General features: G+C 31.0%; 13 protein-coding genes, 1 pseudogene and 1 riboswitch. Of the genes and pseudogenes, 9 read left to right on the forward strand and 5 right to left on the reverse strand.

Annotation, left to right across the window (positions count from 1 at the left end; translation table 11 throughout):
* The first annotated feature begins 255 nt into the window (after positions 1 to 255).
* The 5 genes and pseudogenes from HMPREF3241_RS00190 to HMPREF3241_RS00215 all read left to right on the forward strand — a co-directional run bounded on the left by HMPREF3241_RS00190 (position 256) and on the right by HMPREF3241_RS00215 (position 6,118).
* Positions 256 to 1,332, forward strand: a complete 1,077-nt coding sequence (locus HMPREF3241_RS00190; RefSeq protein WP_002445743.1) for a branched-chain amino acid aminotransferase — start codon at positions 256 to 258, stop codon at positions 1,330 to 1,332.
* A gap of 271 nt (positions 1,333 to 1,603) precedes the next feature.
* Positions 1,604 to 2,320, forward strand: a complete 717-nt coding sequence (locus HMPREF3241_RS00195; protein WP_002445744.1) for an IspD/TarI family cytidylyltransferase — start codon at positions 1,604 to 1,606, stop codon at positions 2,318 to 2,320.
* The gene (locus HMPREF3241_RS00200) at positions 2,313 to 3,344 is read left to right on the forward strand and encodes an alcohol dehydrogenase catalytic domain-containing protein (protein ID WP_002445745.1); all 1,032 of its coding nucleotides are present in this window, start codon (positions 2,313 to 2,315) and stop codon (positions 3,342 to 3,344) included. The genes HMPREF3241_RS00195 and HMPREF3241_RS00200 overlap by 8 nt, the downstream gene beginning before the upstream one ends.
* 16 nt (positions 3,345 to 3,360) lie before the next feature.
* Positions 3,361 to 5,054: pseudogene (locus HMPREF3241_RS00210) on the forward strand (CDP-glycerol glycerophosphotransferase family protein).
* A 368-nt stretch (positions 5,055 to 5,422) separates the two neighbouring features.
* Complete coding sequence (locus HMPREF3241_RS00215) at positions 5,423 to 6,118, forward strand: HAD family hydrolase (protein ID WP_002438704.1); 696 nt, start codon at positions 5,423 to 5,425, stop codon at positions 6,116 to 6,118.
* A gap of 89 nt (positions 6,119 to 6,207) precedes the next feature.
* Here HMPREF3241_RS00215 and HMPREF3241_RS00220 read toward each other — a convergent pair whose 3' ends face one another.
* The 4 genes from HMPREF3241_RS00220 to HMPREF3241_RS00235 all read right to left on the reverse strand — a co-directional run bounded on the left by HMPREF3241_RS00220 (position 6,208) and on the right by HMPREF3241_RS00235 (position 9,941).
* Positions 6,208 to 7,512 carry an NtaA/DmoA family FMN-dependent monooxygenase gene (locus tag HMPREF3241_RS00220; RefSeq protein WP_002438706.1) on the reverse strand — a complete coding sequence of 435 codons (1,305 nt, stop codon included), beginning with the start codon at positions 7,510 to 7,512 and terminating at the stop codon, positions 6,208 to 6,210.
* Between the two features lie 48 nt (positions 7,513 to 7,560).
* Entirely contained in the window at positions 7,561 to 8,313 is a 753-nt protein-coding gene (locus HMPREF3241_RS00225) for a 3-oxoacyl-ACP reductase (protein ID WP_002456017.1), read from the reverse strand.
* A gap of 101 nt (positions 8,314 to 8,414) precedes the next feature.
* Positions 8,415 to 8,514, reverse strand: a riboswitch (TPP riboswitch).
* 154 nt (positions 8,515 to 8,668) lie between these two features.
* Positions 8,669 to 9,331, reverse strand: coding sequence for a deoxynucleoside kinase (locus HMPREF3241_RS00230; RefSeq protein ID WP_002438709.1), 663 nt, complete (start codon positions 9,329 to 9,331; stop codon positions 8,669 to 8,671).
* On the reverse strand, positions 9,324 to 9,941 hold the full coding sequence (locus HMPREF3241_RS00235) for a deoxynucleoside kinase (RefSeq protein WP_002456016.1): 618 nt from the start codon (positions 9,939 to 9,941) through the stop codon (positions 9,324 to 9,326). Before HMPREF3241_RS00235 ends, HMPREF3241_RS00230 begins: the two co-directional genes overlap by 8 nt.
* 66 nt (positions 9,942 to 10,007) lie before the next feature.
* On the opposite strand from HMPREF3241_RS00235, the gene tadA reads away from it, so the two are divergent.
* The 4 genes from tadA to sdrG all read left to right on the forward strand — a co-directional run bounded on the left by tadA (position 10,008) and on the right by sdrG (position 15,331).
* Positions 10,008 to 10,514: a tRNA adenosine(34) deaminase TadA gene (tadA, locus tag HMPREF3241_RS00240; protein WP_002438711.1), complete on the forward strand. Its 507-nt coding sequence runs from the start codon at positions 10,008 to 10,010 to the stop codon at positions 10,512 to 10,514.
* A 167-nt stretch (positions 10,515 to 10,681) separates the two neighbouring features.
* Entirely contained in the window at positions 10,682 to 11,560 is an 879-nt protein-coding gene (locus HMPREF3241_RS00245; protein ID WP_070853368.1) for a Cof-type HAD-IIB family hydrolase, read from the forward strand.
* A 4-nt stretch (positions 11,561 to 11,564) separates the two neighbouring features.
* Positions 11,565 to 12,131, forward strand: coding sequence for an NADPH-dependent FMN reductase (locus tag HMPREF3241_RS00250; protein ID WP_070853369.1), 567 nt, complete (start codon positions 11,565 to 11,567; stop codon positions 12,129 to 12,131).
* Positions 12,132 to 12,613: 482 nt separating this feature from the next.
* The gene (gene sdrG, locus HMPREF3241_RS00255; protein WP_083324145.1) at positions 12,614 to 15,331 is read left to right on the forward strand and encodes an MSCRAMM family adhesin SdrG; all 2,718 of its coding nucleotides are present in this window, start codon (positions 12,614 to 12,616) and stop codon (positions 15,329 to 15,331) included.
* A 364-nt stretch (positions 15,332 to 15,695) separates the two neighbouring features.
* Here the strand turns inward: sdrG and HMPREF3241_RS00260 are convergent, their stop codons facing one another.
* The gene (locus HMPREF3241_RS00260) at positions 15,696 to 17,198 is read right to left on the reverse strand and encodes a glycosyltransferase (RefSeq protein WP_070853371.1); all 1,503 of its coding nucleotides are present in this window, start codon (positions 17,196 to 17,198) and stop codon (positions 15,696 to 15,698) included.
* Positions 17,199 to 17,549: the final 351 nt, after the last annotated feature.

Raw genomic sequence — 17,549 nt, forward strand, 5'->3', positions numbered from 1 at the left:
AAAACTCTATCTTAGTTCCAAGTTTACTTTTAAAGAAGCTAATTTTCGATTAGAACACAAATTTAATTACCGAAAAAATAAGTGTTGATAATAACATAACTTGTAACTTAATAAATGTAGTGTTTTACTTATACTGTATACATAATAAAGTGAATATCTATTTTGAATATTTAGAAAATTCATTGAATAGTAGAATCACGATTGATATAATTTAGTGTATCTATTTAATTGGAATTATATTAGGAGGCAACAGTCATGTCAGAAAAAATAAAATTCGAAAAAAGAGAGTCTTTAAAAGAAAAGCCTGATACAGCAAACTTGGGATTTGGACAATATTTCACAGACTATATGCTAAGTGTTGATTATGACGCTGATCAAGGATGGCATGATATGAAGATTGTGCCGTACGCACCATTTGAAATTTCACCAGCAGCGCAAGGGTTACATTATGGGCAAGCAGTTTTTGAAGGCCTTAAAGCCTATAAACATAATGGCGAAGTTGTATTATTCCGTCCAGATCAAAACTTTAAACGTATTAATAATTCTTTAGCACGTTTAGAAATGCCAGAAGTTGATGAAGAAGCATTATTAGAAGGGTTGAAGCAGCTTGTCGACGTTGAACGAGATTGGGTACCTGAAGGCGAAGGTCAATCGTTATATATTCGTCCTTTTGTATTTGCTACTGAAGGTATTTTGGGTGTACGTTCTTCACATCAATATAAATTACTAATTATTTTATCTCCGTCAGGGGCTTATTATGGTGGTGACACATTAAAGTCAACTAAAATTTATGTCGAAGATGAATATGTACGTGCAGTACGCGGAGGTGTAGGTTTCGCTAAAGTTGCAGGTAACTATGCGGCCAGCTTACTTGCACAAACAAACGCTAATAAATTAGGTTATGACCAAGTATTATGGCTTGATGGTGTTGAACAAAAATATGTTGAAGAAGTTGGTAGTATGAATATTTTCTTCGTAGAAAATGGCAAAGTAGTTACGCCAGCATTAAACGGTAGTATCTTGCCTGGTATTACTAGAAAGTCAATTATTCAATTAGCTGAAGATTTAGGTTATGAAGTTGAAGAGAGAAGAGTTTCTATAGAAGAGCTGTTTAACGCATATGATAAAGGTGAACTTACAGAAGTATTTGGTTCAGGTACAGCAGCTGTTATCTCTCCTGTAGGTACACTTCGCTATGAAGATAGAGAAATTGTTATTAATAACAATGAACCTGGTAAAATCACTCAAAAATTATATGACACATATACTGGTATTCAAAGTGGCAAATTGGAAGATAAATACGGATGGAGAGTAGAAGTTCCTAAGTATTAACAATAGAGTTTTCAATTATTTATTAAATATCATCTATAGTATATTTATTATTTGGCAGATTGATTTTTTAAATTTCGATCTGCTTTTTTAAAATCCGTTTATATAAAAATATTTTTTAATTAATTAATCACTTCATATTTTTGTTGTGTGTGGTAAAATACAATTGATATAAAATGAATATAAATCAATTAAATTTAGACAGAGAAACTTTTTTAACGTATGTTTTTTCTGTCTTTTTTTATTTACACAACTAAGAATAAGGAGAGATAAAATGATTTATGCGGGTATATTAGCAGGTGGTATTGGTTCTAGAATGGGAAATGTTCCATTACCCAAACAATTTTTATTATTACAAGGAAAACCTATTATTATTCATACAGTAGAAAAATTTTTAATGTATAAGGACTTTGATGAAATCATTATTGCCACGCCTCAAAAGTGGATCAATTATATGCACGATTTGCTAAACAATTATCGATTAGACGATAAGAAAATAAAAGTAATACAAGGCGGCGACGACAGAAATCACACTATAATGAATATTATAGAAAGCATTGAGCAACATAAAAAATTAAATGATGAAGATATCATCGTTACCCATGATGCAGTTAGACCATTTCTAACAAATCGAATTATTAGAGAGAATGTGGAATATGCTAGTCAATATGGCGCTGTAGATACGGTTGTTAATGCTGTTGATACTATCATTTCTTCAAATGATGCACAATTTATTTCTGAGATTCCAATTAGAAGTGAGATGTATCAAGGACAGACGCCTCAAACTTTTAAAATAAAAGAGTTAAAGGATAGCTATTTATCGTTAACTCAATCTCAAAAGGAAATATTAACTGACGCGTGTAAAATACTCGTAGAATTGGGTAAGCCAGTAAAATTAGTCAAAGGAGAGTTATTTAACATAAAAATTACAACACCATATGATTTAAAAGTTGCGAATTCAATTATTACTGGAGCTGTTGATAATGATTAATCAAGTATATCAATTAGTAAGTCCAAGACAATTTGAAGCAACATTTAAAACTATTGATTTACATAATCATAATAGCAAAGTTATTGTTCGACCCTTATATTTGTCAATTTGTGCAGCCGATTTGAGATATTATTGTGGAAATAGAGATAGCAAAATTTTATCTAAGAAATTACCTATGTCATTGATTCATGAAAGTGTAGGTGAAATTGTATACGACTCTGAACATCGACTAAAAAATGGAACTAAAGTTGTTATGATTCCCAATACACCGTCTAAATCGCATAATATCATTGCAGAAAATTATTTAACTTCTAGTCATTTTAAGTCAAGTGGTTATGATGGTTTTATGCAAGATTATATAGTCATGAAACCTGATAGAGTAGTCACTTTACCACAAGAAATTGATTTGAGTGTAGCGTCGTATACTGAATTAGTTACAGTTAGTGTTCATGCAATAGATCGTTTTAAAGCAAAAGCAATACCACAATTTGAATCATTGGGGATATGGGGGGACGGTAATTTAGGATATATCACTGCAGTTTTACTAAAAAAACTATATCCTACTACTAAAATTATAGTTTTTGGAAAAACATTATATAAATTAAGCCGTTTTTCATTTGTAGATGAAATCATTCAAATTGACAATATTCCTCAACATATCAAAATTGATCATGCATTTGAATGTGTGGGTGGTAAAGGAAGTCAGCAGGCTATTGAACAAATTATCAATATTATTAATCCTGAAGGGAGTATCGCTTTATTAGGAGTGAGCGAACTGTCTATACAAGTGAATACAAGAATGGTTTTAGAAAAAGGTTTAACTATAATTGGTAGTAGCAGAAGTGGTTTAAAGGATTTTGAAAAAACTATTGAATTGTATCGTAAATATCCTGAAGTTCTTAATCAATTAGCATTACTTAAAGGTAAAGAATTTGAAATAAATACCATAGAAGACCTCATTACAGCGTTCGAATATGATATTTCTAACGCATGGGGAAAAACAGTTTTAAAGTGGAATATTTAAAGAAAAGGAAACAACTATGACAAAGCAAAATATATTTATAGATGACATTTATTGGGAACGTGTCCAACTCTACGTCAAAGGACATTTTGAAGGAGTAAAACCTACAAGAAATTTCCTTCTCAGAAACCTAACAGAAACAAAGCTGTTAAATGCTAATCGTGTTAATATTCAAGGATCAACTTTTGAGGCAAGATTTAATATTGCTATTTTAGAAAAAGGCAATTTTTTAAGTACAGGTAATTATATATTAATCAACCGACAAGAAGATGAATACGTCTGCCAAATTAATCCAAAATTTTTGAATGATAAAAAAAGCAAATGACTTTAGAGGAGTTAAGAGATTACAACTCACTTGAGACCCAATCGTTACAAAAAAGTTATTTATTAAAAAATTATGGTAAGAGTTTTCAAAGGTATAATAACAAAGAGATTAAATCTTACGTCATTGTTCCAGCAATTTCCCAAGAAATTAATGAGTTTATTTTTAAAGTTCAATATAAATCTGAAATAAATAAAATAAGTAAACTTAAGCATTTATCATTCATATTACATAAAGCTTTGAGGAAAATTAGTTTCAATGTAAGAGATAAAATCTATTTGTCGATATTTAACATTTCCAAAACAGTATATAAGAATAATAAAAATCATGTTTTGTTTACATCAGATTCTAGAGCAAATATGTCAGGAAATTTTAAATTTATATACGAAGAAATGCTTAAACAACAATTGGACAAAAAACTTGTCATTCATTCCATTTTTAAACCTAATATAGCAAATAGGAGATCGTTTATTGATAAATTAAAATTCCCATATTTTTTAGGAAAATCTAAATATATTTTGGTTGATGATTATCATCCGATGATATATAAACTTCAATTTAGAGAAAACCAAGAAATAGTTCAAGTATGGCATGCCGTGGGTGCTTTCAAGACTGTAGGATTTAGTAGAACTGGGAAAAAGGGAGGACCTTTCATAGATTCTATTGGCCATAGGAATTATAGTAAAGCTTATGTTTCGTCAAATAATGATATTCTTTACTATGCTGAAGCTTTTGGAATTGAAGAACATAAGGTTATTCCAACAGGTGTTCCACGTACGGATGTTTTGTTCGATGAATCTTATAAAACACGCATTAAACAAAGTTTAGAAACAAAATTACCAATTATAAAAAATAAAAAAGTCATTCTTTTTGCACCTACATTTAGAGGAAGTGGGCATCGCACAGCACACTATCCTTTCTTTAAAATTAATTTTGCAAGATTAGCTAGTTATTGTGAAGAACACCAAGCTACTGTTTTGTTTAAAATGCATCCTTTTGTTAGAAATAAATTAAATATCCCAGCAATTTATAATAAATATTTTTTAGATATTTCAAATTACCGCGAAGTAAATGATGTATTGTTCATTACGGATATTTTAATCTCTGATTATTCTTCTTTAATCTATGAATTTTCAGTTTTTAAAAAACCAATGCTTTTTTATGCTTTTGATTTGGAAGATTATATTTACACGAGAGATTTTTATGAACCTTATGAAACCTTTGTTCCTGGTAAAATAGTGAAAACTTTTGATGAACTTATTTTAGCGTTAGAAAATAATGATTTTGAATTTGAAAAGGTAAAGCCGTTTTTAAATAAGAATTTTAAATATAAAGATGGTAAATCGAGTGAACGATTAGTTAAAGATTTATTTAACAAATTTTTTCAGTAAAAGAATTTAAAGGTTCTAATTTATGCTAATTGTAACAATAGATAAATAACAAGTTAGAAAATTTATATCATAGTGAAACAACTCTAAATCTAGTCATGTCTAGTAAATTTTCAAAGTATAGTTAAGTCATTTTGTTTTTAGCAAGTTCTAGATTAGTGATGTACAAAACGTATTATGAATAGAGTCTTTTAAAGTATGTATTAATTAATAAAAGTACCTAAAGAAAATAGCCATTTTTAATTTTGAACCCAATTTTAGTTTTTATACTTAAATAAAGTTCAGTTTCCTATAATTGTCATGTAATCTATAATACAATAGTTTATGTAACTATAATTAATATAAAAATCATTTTCAGGAGAGAATTAAAATTGGAATGGATATTATTTGATAAAGATGGTACATTGATTGAGTTTGACAGTAGTTGGGAAAAAATTGGCGTACGTCTCGTTGATCAACTTTTAGAAACCTTTCCAGTACATGATAAGGAAGCGGCACATCGCCAATTAGGCATTATCGATAAAAAAATTAAGCCAGATTCTGTTATGGGATCGGGTTCATTAGGTGAAATTATAGAGTCTTTTAATGGTGTAACAGGTAAAGAAACATCAGATTGGACAAAGGATACGAGTCAGGAACTCATTGATTCAAGAGTGCCTGAAAACAATTGGATTGATGGTGTACAAGAAACTATTCAAGCTCTTAGAAATGAAGGATATCACATAGGTATAGTAACAAGTGATACTAAAAAAGGAGTCGATCAATTTCTGGAGGAAACGCAAACTAGAAATCTCTTTGATTTAGTAATTTCTACAGAAACACACGCAGAAGAAAAGCCACATCCTAAAGTTTTAGATCCACTATTTAATGCTTTTGATGTTAAACCAGAAAAGGTAGCAATAGTAGGAGATACGGCCAACGATATGAAAACCGCGATTAATGCTCATTTAGGATTAGCTATCGGTGTGCTAACAGGCGTGGCTAAAAAAGAGGAACTCTACGACGCAGATGTCATCATTAATAGTGCAAAAGATGTTAAACAAGTTATAGAGCAATACGGAAAATAAAGTTTTTAAATTGAGTAAGACGTAGATGTGTGAGTCGATTCGCACGTCTACGTCCTTTTTCTTTTAATAATACATAAAAAACATCGGTTTTATGAGTCGAGATTTAATAATGTACGTAGTGTAGATTGATTATAAGAATTTTTAAATAAAGCACGACGTTGTAGTTCTGGTATAATGTATTTTAAAAAATCTTCAAGGCTATGGGGTAATGAAGGTGGCATCAGATTAAAGCCGTCTGCAACGCCTTCATTAAACCACTGCTCCATCTCATCCACTATCTCCTCAGGTGTACCTATAAGAGTAAGATGACCACCACCGGCACTTAAGTAACCTAATAATTCTCTTACAGTCGGTTGTTTATCTTTTATAATGGCTAAAACTGTTTCATATCGACCAATCGGACCTTTGAAATTTTTAGCAGGAGGTAAGGGAGGAACTGGTTCATCTAATTCCCAATCTGAACAATCTTGTTGAACAAAAAAACTGAGTTGCTTTAAAGCATCTTCAATGGGTAATTTTTGATCAAGTTCTGCTTTTTTTGATAATGCTTTTTCATGGGTTTCACCTACATAAGTTACTAAACCAGGGAAAATTTTAATTTTTCTATCTGGATGTTGAGTTTTAGAAATAGCATCAGACAATTTCTTTTTATAACTACGTGCTTGCTTGATATCCCATGAAACAGAGTAAACAGCATCAGCATATTTTGCTGCTAATGCAATACCTTCTTTTGACGCACCGGCTTGCATAGATACTGGTTTACCTTGAGGACTTTGTGGTGTTGTATGTGGTCCTCGTACTTGAAAATAGTCTCCCTCATGATAAAAAGGTTTAATATCTTTAGACTCAATAATTTTGTTGTTGTTTTTATCTGGTACATAAGATGCAGTTGACCAAGAAGTGAATAGCTGATTCATTACCGATGCAAATTCATCTGCTTTTTTGTAGCGCTCATGTCTTTCTGGTAAGTATTGAAGACTGTGATTTTGGGCTTCAATATCTGTCATGGATGTGACTAAATTCCAACCCACACGGCCATGAGATAAGTAGTCTAGACTTAATAATTGACGAGAAGCGGTGAATGGATTTGAAAATGTACTCGATATTGTTGGCACTAATCCTATATGTGATGTAACTTGTGCAATAGCTGATAAGTTAATTATAGGATCAAACCAAAAAGCGGGCATAGTAGTATTATCACTTGCATTAAAGGCTTGATTATCTGCAAAAAAGACGATATCCAAAAGACCTTTTTCAGCTATTTGAGCTAAATGCTGATAATAAGATATGTTGCCGATATCCTCAATATTAGAATCTTTCATACGCCATGCCGCTTGATGATGACCACATCCATACAGTAACACACCTATGTTAAGAAAGTGATTATTTGTCATATGAACACCTCATTAATTATTATCTTTTTGTAAAAAATACACAAACAATTAGTTCATTGTTAAACCACCGTCAACGGTAATATTTTGACCTGTTACGCCACGTGCTTCATCTGAAGCGAGATATACGACCATATTGGCTACATCTTGAGGTGATGTTACTTTTCTAAGAGGTGTAGTTTGAGCAATTAAATCAAATACTTCAGGTGTAGTGACTGCACTTGCATCAGTCGTTTTGAGTAATCCTCCAGAAACAACATTTGCTGTAATACCATATTGTCCAAGTTCTGCAGCAATATTACGAGTAAAGCCAATGAGACCTGCCTTTGCTGTTGTATACTCATGATAAGGTACGACTGGATTTTGATACAAATTGGTTCCAATACTAACAATGCATCCACTTTGTTGTTCTATAAATTGTGGTATGACGCTTTGAGTCACATTAAATGCTCCTTTTAAAGTACCATTAAGTTGTTGTTGATAATCTTCCCAAGTTAAATCTTTAAACGATTTTTGCTGATTTGGATCAAATTTAAAACCAACAAGTGCATTATTAATGACTATATCTATTTTTCCAAAATGTTGTGTGGCAGTTTGAATCATTCGATTCACATCGTTTCTGTCTGTCACATCAGCTTGAATAGCTATAGCCCTACTTTGATTATAATTTCTAATTAATTTTTCAGCTTTATCCTTATTTTGTTTGTAATTAACAACAACATTGTAGCCTTTTTCTAGTAAAGTTATTGCAATTTTAGCGCCTAATCCACGACTACTTCCCGTGATAATTGCAGTTTTTTTCATCTTTATGCCCCCAATAATTTTTATTTGTATAAGAAAAAATGCACAACCTTCATGAGAAAAGTTGTGCATCCAAATCAATATATAAAGACAGAATGATAATTAGATGAGATTCAACACTTTCCTCCGCTAGTATAAGCTAGTTCAGGTTCAAAGGGTTTGGATGATATCCATCTCAGTTAAAAAACACCCCTAGTGCATATAATTCAGTTATAGTATAAACATAGAATTTTTATAAAATATTGTCAACATTCTTAATAATAGCTATATCTGTTATTTTAATATTTGAGTAAAAGGTATATGAAATAACTTGTGAAAGTATATAAATATAAGCTCTAATTTTCTACAATTAGATATATTATCTTGTATCCACTTGTCGGTATGCTTTAATAACTTGAGCAATTTTATCAATGACTGAATCAAGGGAGTCTACGTCTTCGTGTATGTCATATTCATTAATATTAAGTCGAACAACAGGACATGCATTAAAATTGTTAATCCAATTTTCATACCGTTTAAATAGTTTTTTCCAATATTCTGGATCTGTATTGATTTCCATGTCACGTCCCCGCTGTTGAATACGATCAATTACTTCATCATAATCACATTCTAGATAAATCAGAACATCAGGCTTTGGAAAATAAGGTGTCATAACCATTGCATTAAATAATTCGTAATACGTGTGGTAGTCGTCAGCACTCATTGTTCCTTGTTCTTCGTGCATTTTTGCAAAAATATCCACATCTTCATAAATTGAACGATCTTGAACGAATCCGCCACCATACTCAAACATGCGTTTTTGTTCCTTAAAACGTTCAGCAAGAAAGTAAATTTGAAGATGAAAGCTCCAACGTTCAAAATTATGATAAAATTTATCTAAATAAGGATTATGGTCTACATTCTCAAAGGAAGTTTTAAAATTTAACTTGTCAGCAAGTGCTTGTGTTAACGTAGATTTACCAACCCCTACAGTGCCAGCAATGGTTATTACTGCATTTTGAGGAATACCATAATTATTCATCTTTATTTTCTCCAATCATAGGTTTTACTAAATTTAAAATATTTTGGTAATCGTAATCATTTTTAACGAAATCTTGTTGAGATGTATCAATTCGAATGACATTTGCACCGTCATTCTTTAATGATTCATAATAAGCAAGATAATCTTTTTTTAAAGTAAGTAAATAGTCATCTTCTATTTGAGATTCAAAGCTACGATTACGTTGTGCAATTCTAGATTTTAATACATCTAAATCAGCATCTAAAAAGATAATTGTATTTGGCATTTCGATATCTTCAGTTAAAATATCAAAAATACGACTGAATTTATCAAATTCTTTAGCATCTAAAGTATTTTTAGCAAAAATTTTATTTTTATGAATATGATAATCGCTAACTATACCTTGATTTAGCGACTCAATATCTCTAATCTGTTTATATCTGTTACATAAAAAGAACATTTCAGTTTGAAAACTCCACTTTTCTATATCATCATAAAAATCAGATAGAAATGGATTTTCATCAACAATTTCTTTCTCTTCATAAAAACCAAACGTCTTGCTTAATCGGTGAGCAAGAGAGGATTTACCAACACCTATAGGTCCTTCGATTGCAATAAATGGTTTATTCATAATCACTTCTCCAAATGTTAAGATAGACAATGAGTATTGTACCATAAGTGAGGTATTCCAACACATATGAAAAAAAATCATGATTACATGCGCTTAGCAATTAATGAAGCACACAAAGCCAAAGCATTAGGAGAAGTTCCAATCGGAGCAGTTATTGTTAAAGAGGATCAAGTCATTGCACGTGCACATAATTTAAGGGAAACATTGCAGCAACCTACTGCCCATGCAGAGCACATAGCGATAGAACGGGCGTCAGAAGTTGTCGGCAGTTGGAGATTAGAAGAATGTACGTTGTATGTTACATTAGAGCCCTGTGTCATGTGTGCGGGCACTATTATTATGAGCCGTATTCCAAAGGTTGTGTATGGTGCTACTGATCCCAAAGGAGGATGTTCAGGAAGTCTTATGAATTTATTAGAACAACCGCAGTTTAATCATAGGGCAATCGTAGAAAAAGGAATTTTAGAAGAAGAGTGTGCAGAACTATTGAGAAGTTTTTTTAAGGAAATACGTGAAAAGAAAAAAGCAGAAAAACAGGGGAAGATACAAAAGGATATAAATTTGTTAAAATGATGTCGTACATAAATAAACGTATTTTTGAAGTCCAGTAAATCGTTAAAGATTGTGTGATAACATATAACAATGATGAAGTTAAGACACATGCTACACACATTAATTTTAAATCAATTAAAAAAATTCATATAGCATCACTTTAAAATAAGTGGAAACGAGGTCAACTAATGATAAAGCTAATAGCAACTGATATGGATGGAACATTACTTAACGCTGGTCATGAAATCACCACTATGAATCAAGAAGCGATAAAATTTGCGCAAGCGAACGGCATTACAGTAGTTATTGCAACTGGTAGAGCATTTTATGAGGCACAAACACCTGTTGCTGAAACAGACTTAAAAGTACCTTACATATGTTTGAATGGTGCAGAAGTTCGTGATGAATCATTTAATATAATGAGTACATCGCATCTTAATCATGATTTAGTACACAAAATTACTACAGCACTTAAAAATAATCATATTTATTATCAAATTTACACAAACCGTGGCATATATACAGAAGATCCTAAACGTGATTTAGCAATCTATATAGATATTGCAGAACGTGCGGGTCAAAAAGCAGATGTAGACAAGATACGAAATAATATACAAAAACGCATAGATAACGGTACTTTAAAAGTTGTAGATAATTATGATTCAATTGAAGATATTCCTGGAGAACTTATTATGAAGGTGTTAGCTTTTGATGCAGATTTAAGTAAAATCGACCAAGTAGGTCAAGCGTTAGCATCATCACCAAATTTAGCAGTATCTTCATCATCAAGAGGTAATCTAGAAATCACTCATTCAAACGCTCAAAAAGGCATTGCCTTATCAGCTATTGCTTATCAATTGGGTATAGATTTAACAGATGTGATAGCAATAGGAGATAATTTAAATGATATTTCAATGCTAGAACGTGTAGGTTATCCAGTAGCAATGAATAATGCTACAGACGAAGTTAAACATATTGCTAAATATGTCACAGACACCAATGAAAATAGTGGAGTTGGAAAAGCAATCATGAAAATATTAAAAGAAGAAAATAATTTAGAGGTGTAAAATAATGAAAGGTTTAATTATTATAGGGAGTGCTCAAGTAGGGTCTCATACGAACACTTTATCAAAATATTTAAAAGGTCAACTCGGCGAACATGATGTTGAGGTGGAAATCTTTGACCTAGCTGAGAAACCCATTCATCAATTGGATTTTGCTGGTACAACACAAGCAGTTGATGAAATTAAAAACAATGTCAAATCTTTACAGAGTAAAGCAATGGAAGCAGATTTCTTAATTTTAGGAACGCCAAATTATCATGGATCGTTTTCAGGTATTCTTAAAAATGCACTTGACCACCTTAATATGGACCATTTCAAAATGAAACCCGTGGGACTCATTTGCAATAGTGGAGGAATAGTAAGTTCTGAGCCATTATCACACTTAAGAGTCATCGTACGTAGTTTACTTGGTATTGCTGTACCAACGCAAATTGCTACACATGACTCTGATTATGCTAAATTAGAAGATGGTACCTTATACTTAGAAGATAATGAATTTCAACTACGTGCAAAATTGTTTGTTGATCAAATTGTATCCTTCGTAACAAATAGTCCATATGAACACTTAAAATAATCATATTTTATGATTTGTTTTTATCAAGCAATATCATTAAATTAGCTCCCTTTGATGTTTTTAGTAAACATTAAAGGGAGTCTTTATATTTATTGCCTTAATAAAACATATACATGATTTTTGAGATTTAACTTTAAAATATTCCATAAAACACTGTGACAGAGATGTGCATAATACTAATATGAAACACCGCGGTTATTTATATTTTTATCATTCGAAATAGTTTGGTGACAATTTTTTTGATGAATATAGTAATAATTTCAACTATTTATGTTATTAGAATTTTAAGAAATGTAGAGCGAATTAATTAACTGTTTATTAAATGTTTGTTAACATATTTAAAAAATATTGCAAAAAAGACTTATATACTATATTGTATTTTACTCTAGAAACGATTTTTACTTGAAAATTACATTGAAATAGTCAAAGATAAGGAGTTTTTATGATTAAAAAAAAATAATTTACTAACTAAAAAGAAACCTATAGCAAATAAATCCAATAAATATGCAATTAGAAAATTCACAGTAGGTACAGCGTCTATTGTAATAGGTGCAACATTATTGTTTGGTTTAGGTCATAATGAGGCCAAAGCTGAGGAGAATACAGTACAAGACGTTAAAGATTCGAATATGGATGATGAATTATCAGATAGCAATGATCAGTCCAGTAATGAAGAAAAGAATGATGTAATCAATAATAGTCAGTCAATAAACACCGATGATGATAACCAAATAAAAAAAGAAGAAACGAATAGCAACGATGCCATAGAAAATCGCTCTAAAGATATAACACAGTCAACAACAAATGTAGATGAAAACGAAGCAACATTTTTACAAAAGACCCCTCAAGATAATACTCAGCTTAAAGAAGAAGTGGTAAAAGAACCCTCATCAGTCGAATCCTCAAATTCATCAATGGATACTGCCCAACAACCATCTCATACAACAATAAATAGTGAAGCATCTATTCAAACAAGTGATAATGAAGAAAATTCCCGCGTATCAGATTTTGCTAACTCTAAAATAATAGAGAGTAACACTGAATCCAATAAAGAAGAGAATACTATAGAGCAACCTAACAAAGTAAGAGAAGATTCAATAACAAGTCAACCGTCTAGCTATAAAAATATAGATGAAAAAATTTCAAATCAAGATGAGTTATTAAATTTACCAATAAATGAATATGAAAATAAGGTTAGACCGTTATCTACAACATCTGCCCAACCATCGAGTAAGCGTGTAACCGTAAATCAATTAGCGGCAGAACAAGGTTCGAATGTTAATCATTTAATTAAAGTTACTGATCAAAGTATTACTGAAGGATATGATGATAGTGATGGTATTATTAAAGCACATGATGCTGAAAACTTAATCTATGATGTAACTTTTGAAGTAGATGATAAGGTGAAATCTGGTGATACGATGACAGTGAATATAGATAAGAATACAGTTCCATCAGATTTAACCGATAGTTTTGCAATACCAAAAATAAAAGATAATTCTGGAGAAATCATCGCTACAGGTACTTATGACAACACAAATAAACAAATTACCTACACTTTTACAGATTATGTAGATAAATATGAAAATATTAAAGCGCACCTTAAATTAACATCATACATTGATAAATCAAAGGTTCCAAATAATAACACTAAGTTAGATGTAGAATATAAGACGGCCCTTTCATCAGTAAATAAAACAATTACGGTTGAATATCAAAAACCTAACGAAAATCGGACTGCTAACCTTCAAAGTATGTTCACAAACATAGATACGAAAAACCATACAGTTGAGCAAACGATTTATATTAACCCTCTTCGTTATTCAGCCAAAGAAACAAATGTAAATATTTCAGGGAATGGCGATGAAGGTTCAACAATTATCGACGATAGTACAATCATTAAAGTTTATAAGGTTGGAGATAATCAAAATTTACCAGATAGTAACAGAATTTATGATTACAGTGAATATGAAGATGTCACAAATGATGATTATGCCCAATTAGGAAATAATAATGACGTGAATATTAATTTTGGTAATATAGATTCACCATATATTATTAAAGTTATTAGTAAATATGACCCTAATAAGGACGATTACACGACGATACAGCAAACTGTGACAATGCAAACGACTATAAATGAGTATACTGGTGAGTTTAGAACAGCATCCTATGATAATACAATTGCTTTCTCTACAAGTTCAGGTCAAGGACAAGGTGACTTGCCTCCTGAAAAAACTTATAAAATCGGAGATTACGTATGGGAAGATGTAGATAAAGATGGTATTCAAAATACAAATGATAATGAAAAACCGCTTAGTAATGTATTGGTAACTTTGACGTATCCTGATGGAACTTCAAAATCAGTCAGAACAGATGAAGAGGGGAAATATCAATTTGATGGGTTAAAAAACGGATTGACTTATAAAATTACATTCGAAACACCGGAAGGATATACGCCGACGCTTAAACATTCAGGAACAAATCCTGCACTAGACTCAGAAGGCAATTCTGTATGGGTAACTATTAACGGACAAGACGATATGACTATTGATAGCGGATTTTATCAAACACCTAAATATAGCTTAGGGAACTATGTATGGTATGACACTAATAAAGATGGTATTCAAGGTGATGATGAAAAAGGAATCTCTGGAGTAAAAGTGACGTTAAAAGATGAAAACGGAAATATCATTAGTACAACAACAACTGATGAAAATGGAAAGTATCAATTTGATAATTTAAATAGTGGTAATTATATTGTTCATTTTGATAAACCTTCAGGTATGACTCAAACAACAACAGATTCTGGTGATGATGACGAACAGGATGCTGATGGGGAAGAAGTCCATGTAACAATTACTGATCATGATGACTTTAGTATAGATAACGGATACTATGATGACGACTCAGACTCCGATAGCGATTCCGACTCAGACAGCGACTCAGATTCCGATAGTGATTCAGATTCAGACAGTGACTCAGACTCAGATAGTGATTCAGATTCAGACAGCGATTCCGACTCAGACAGTGACTCAGGATTAGACAATAGCTCAGATAAGAATACAAAAGATAAATTACCGGATACAGGAGCTAATGAAGATCATGATTCTAAAGGCACATTACTTGGAGCTTTATTTGCAGGTTTAGGAGCGTTATTATTAGGGAAGCGTCGCAAAAATAGAAAAAATAAAAATTAAATTATTCAAATGAAATTAGTGAAAGAAGCAGATACGACATTTGAATAGAAAGTATATTTAGTCCAACAAATATAAGGTGTTGATTAAAACTATAATATAACTTTCACGTTTATCATATCTTGTGAAAAAGACGATGCAAACAAGGTCATTTTTATTAAAAATGACTGAAATGTATAATTTTTAGAGCAACAGATGTAACTCACAATCTGACAGTGATTTAATAGAGGAACCGTGAATTTTAAATGAATTCATGGTTCCTTTTTATCGAATGAATAAAAATTTTTTTATGTAATACAAAAAAATACTATGAAACCATTTAATGATAAATGACTTCATAGCAAAATTTGATTTTTGTTTTTATGCTTTAGTTAAAATGTTGAAGTAAATTTTTCCACAGTAACATGATTTGTGTTTGAGAATACTTTTGTGCAGTTTCAATACAATGGTGAGAAAAAGATTGTTGAAGTTGGGGGTTGTTGAGCAATAATTTTACTTTTTCAAATAGCATGTGTTGATTATTCTTTTCTATTAAATATCCATTCTTACCGTCCTGTATCAATTCACCTGGACCATATTGAATATCATAACTGATAGAAGGCACACCATGTGATTCACATTCTAATAATGCTAAGGAAAAGCCTTCCATATTACTTGTTATTAAATTTAGATATGCATCTTGATATTCATCAGTTAAATCTTTTAAAAAACCTCTTAATATTACGTGTTTTTCTAGTCCTAATTCTTGAATGCGTTCTTTTAAATGTTGTTCTTCTTTACCAAAACCATACATATGTAGTTCGATATTTGGAAACGTATCTTTAAGCCTATTAATAAGTTCAATTTGTTGTATCAATTGCTTTTCAGGTGAGTATCTTGCGACAGAAATAATTTTTTTAGGTGAAACATAGTTATTTTTATTAGAGTCATCGTTCATTTCAAAAGATGAATAACCAACTGGAATAGCATATACTGGAATGACTCCTCTGATTCTCTCAATTACGTCAGCTTTTTGTTGTTGTGTTGAAACAATGATGGCTTTATACCTTTGTAAATGTTCAAAAATCCCTTTATAAACATTTTTGATTGGTGAATGCGTTAAATCAGTAACATCTTTAACATGAGTGCTATGTAACACTGCAATAACAGGGATGTAAGATGCAACTATGTTAAATATATGTGATGTAACGAGGTTACGATCGCTAAAGAATAAGTCACTACTTTGATATATTGTTTCAATAAAAAAAGCACCTAGCTCAGTTTCATTGTTTAAAAAGTGCGTTTTACCTAAATGATTTAATATAATCTTTTTTGCCACATAGGGATGATTTGAATTAATATCATAATACTTTTCAATTTTCACGTTTCCTTGAGGAGAAAGATAGTACTCTGCTTGTATTTTTTGGTCCGTTGATAAAACTCTAACGCAACTTAAAAATCCACGTGTATCGTATAACTCTCTTTTTATTTTTCTTCTAGATGTATCAAAGTAATTAATATAATCAATTTTTTGATAAGCTTCATCAGCAAAATGCGCATACATTATAAATTGTTGTTGATCATAAATCCGAACGTCATTTGTCTCAGAAACAGGTTTTATAGTATAGCCACATTCATTTCTCCAGTAATGAATCCAATTTTTACTGAACACTGATGTTACGTTACTTGCTTCTTGAAAATAATCATACATGTTTATATAATCTTCGCTATTAATATATTGCGATGCTGTTTGAGTTAAATAGCGATTCCATGCTAGTAATAAGATTTTAGCTTGATAATGATATGCTTTAAATAGGTTTAATCGATTAATCATTGCTTTTTCTATACCAGCAGTTTTATGACCGATGTTATTACCTACAAAATAGTACATAATTTACCTCATATAGTTAAGTTTATTTTACAAACATTGTAACATAATAAAAACTTATAATATTAATAAAACTAATAAACATTTAAAAATAATTTATACGAAAATACATACTACTAACTATATTTACCTCTTTATAATCAAAAAATTTAAAATAACGAGTCACTTACAAACGAGCTTATAATAAAATTTATTGTGTGTGAATACAACTATTGTGATAGCACCCACAATAAACGATTTTAGTTGTTTATCATGATTACTCCACTTAGTATATTTCTGTTATTGTAGTTTCACTCATCAGTATGATAGCGAAGTATGTTGTTAAATTTGTTGAAAAGTATAAATAATAGTGAG

Origin of the sequence: Staphylococcus sp. HMSC34G04 (assembly GCF_001838765.1) — a bacterium.
In the GTDB taxonomy this organism is placed as follows: domain Bacteria; phylum Bacillota; class Bacilli; order Staphylococcales; family Staphylococcaceae; genus Staphylococcus; species Staphylococcus epidermidis.

Excerpts from the sequence above, each read along its gene's own strand:
- HMPREF3241_RS00235 (WP_002456016.1), bottom strand. The coding sequence starts at position 9,941 with ATGAATAAACCATTTATTGCAATCGAAGGACCTATAGGTGTTGGTAAA.
- HMPREF3241_RS00190 (WP_002445743.1), top strand. The coding sequence starts at position 256 with ATGTCAGAAAAAATAAAATTCGAAAAAAGAGAGTCTTTAAAAGAAAAG.
- HMPREF3241_RS00195 (WP_002445744.1), top strand. The coding sequence starts at position 1,604 with ATGATTTATGCGGGTATATTAGCAGGTGGTATTGGTTCTAGAATGGGA.
- HMPREF3241_RS00220 (WP_002438706.1), bottom strand. The coding sequence starts at position 7,512 with ATGACAAATAATCACTTTCTTAACATAGGTGTGTTACTGTATGGATGT.
- HMPREF3241_RS00225 (WP_002456017.1), bottom strand. The coding sequence starts at position 8,313 with ATGAAAAAAACTGCAATTATCACGGGAAGTAGTCGTGGATTAGGCGCT.
- HMPREF3241_RS00250 (WP_070853369.1), top strand. The coding sequence starts at position 11,565 with ATGAAAGGTTTAATTATTATAGGGAGTGCTCAAGTAGGGTCTCATACG.
- HMPREF3241_RS00245 (WP_070853368.1), top strand. The coding sequence starts at position 10,682 with ATGATAAAGCTAATAGCAACTGATATGGATGGAACATTACTTAACGCT.
- HMPREF3241_RS00200 (WP_002445745.1), top strand. The coding sequence starts at position 2,313 with ATGATTAATCAAGTATATCAATTAGTAAGTCCAAGACAATTTGAAGCA.
- HMPREF3241_RS00260 (WP_070853371.1), bottom strand. The coding sequence starts at position 17,198 with ATGTACTATTTTGTAGGTAATAACATCGGTCATAAAACTGCTGGTATA.
- HMPREF3241_RS00230 (WP_002438709.1), bottom strand. The coding sequence starts at position 9,331 with ATGAATAATTATGGTATTCCTCAAAATGCAGTAATAACCATTGCTGGC.
- tadA (WP_002438711.1), top strand. The coding sequence starts at position 10,008 with ATGAAAAAAAATCATGATTACATGCGCTTAGCAATTAATGAAGCACAC.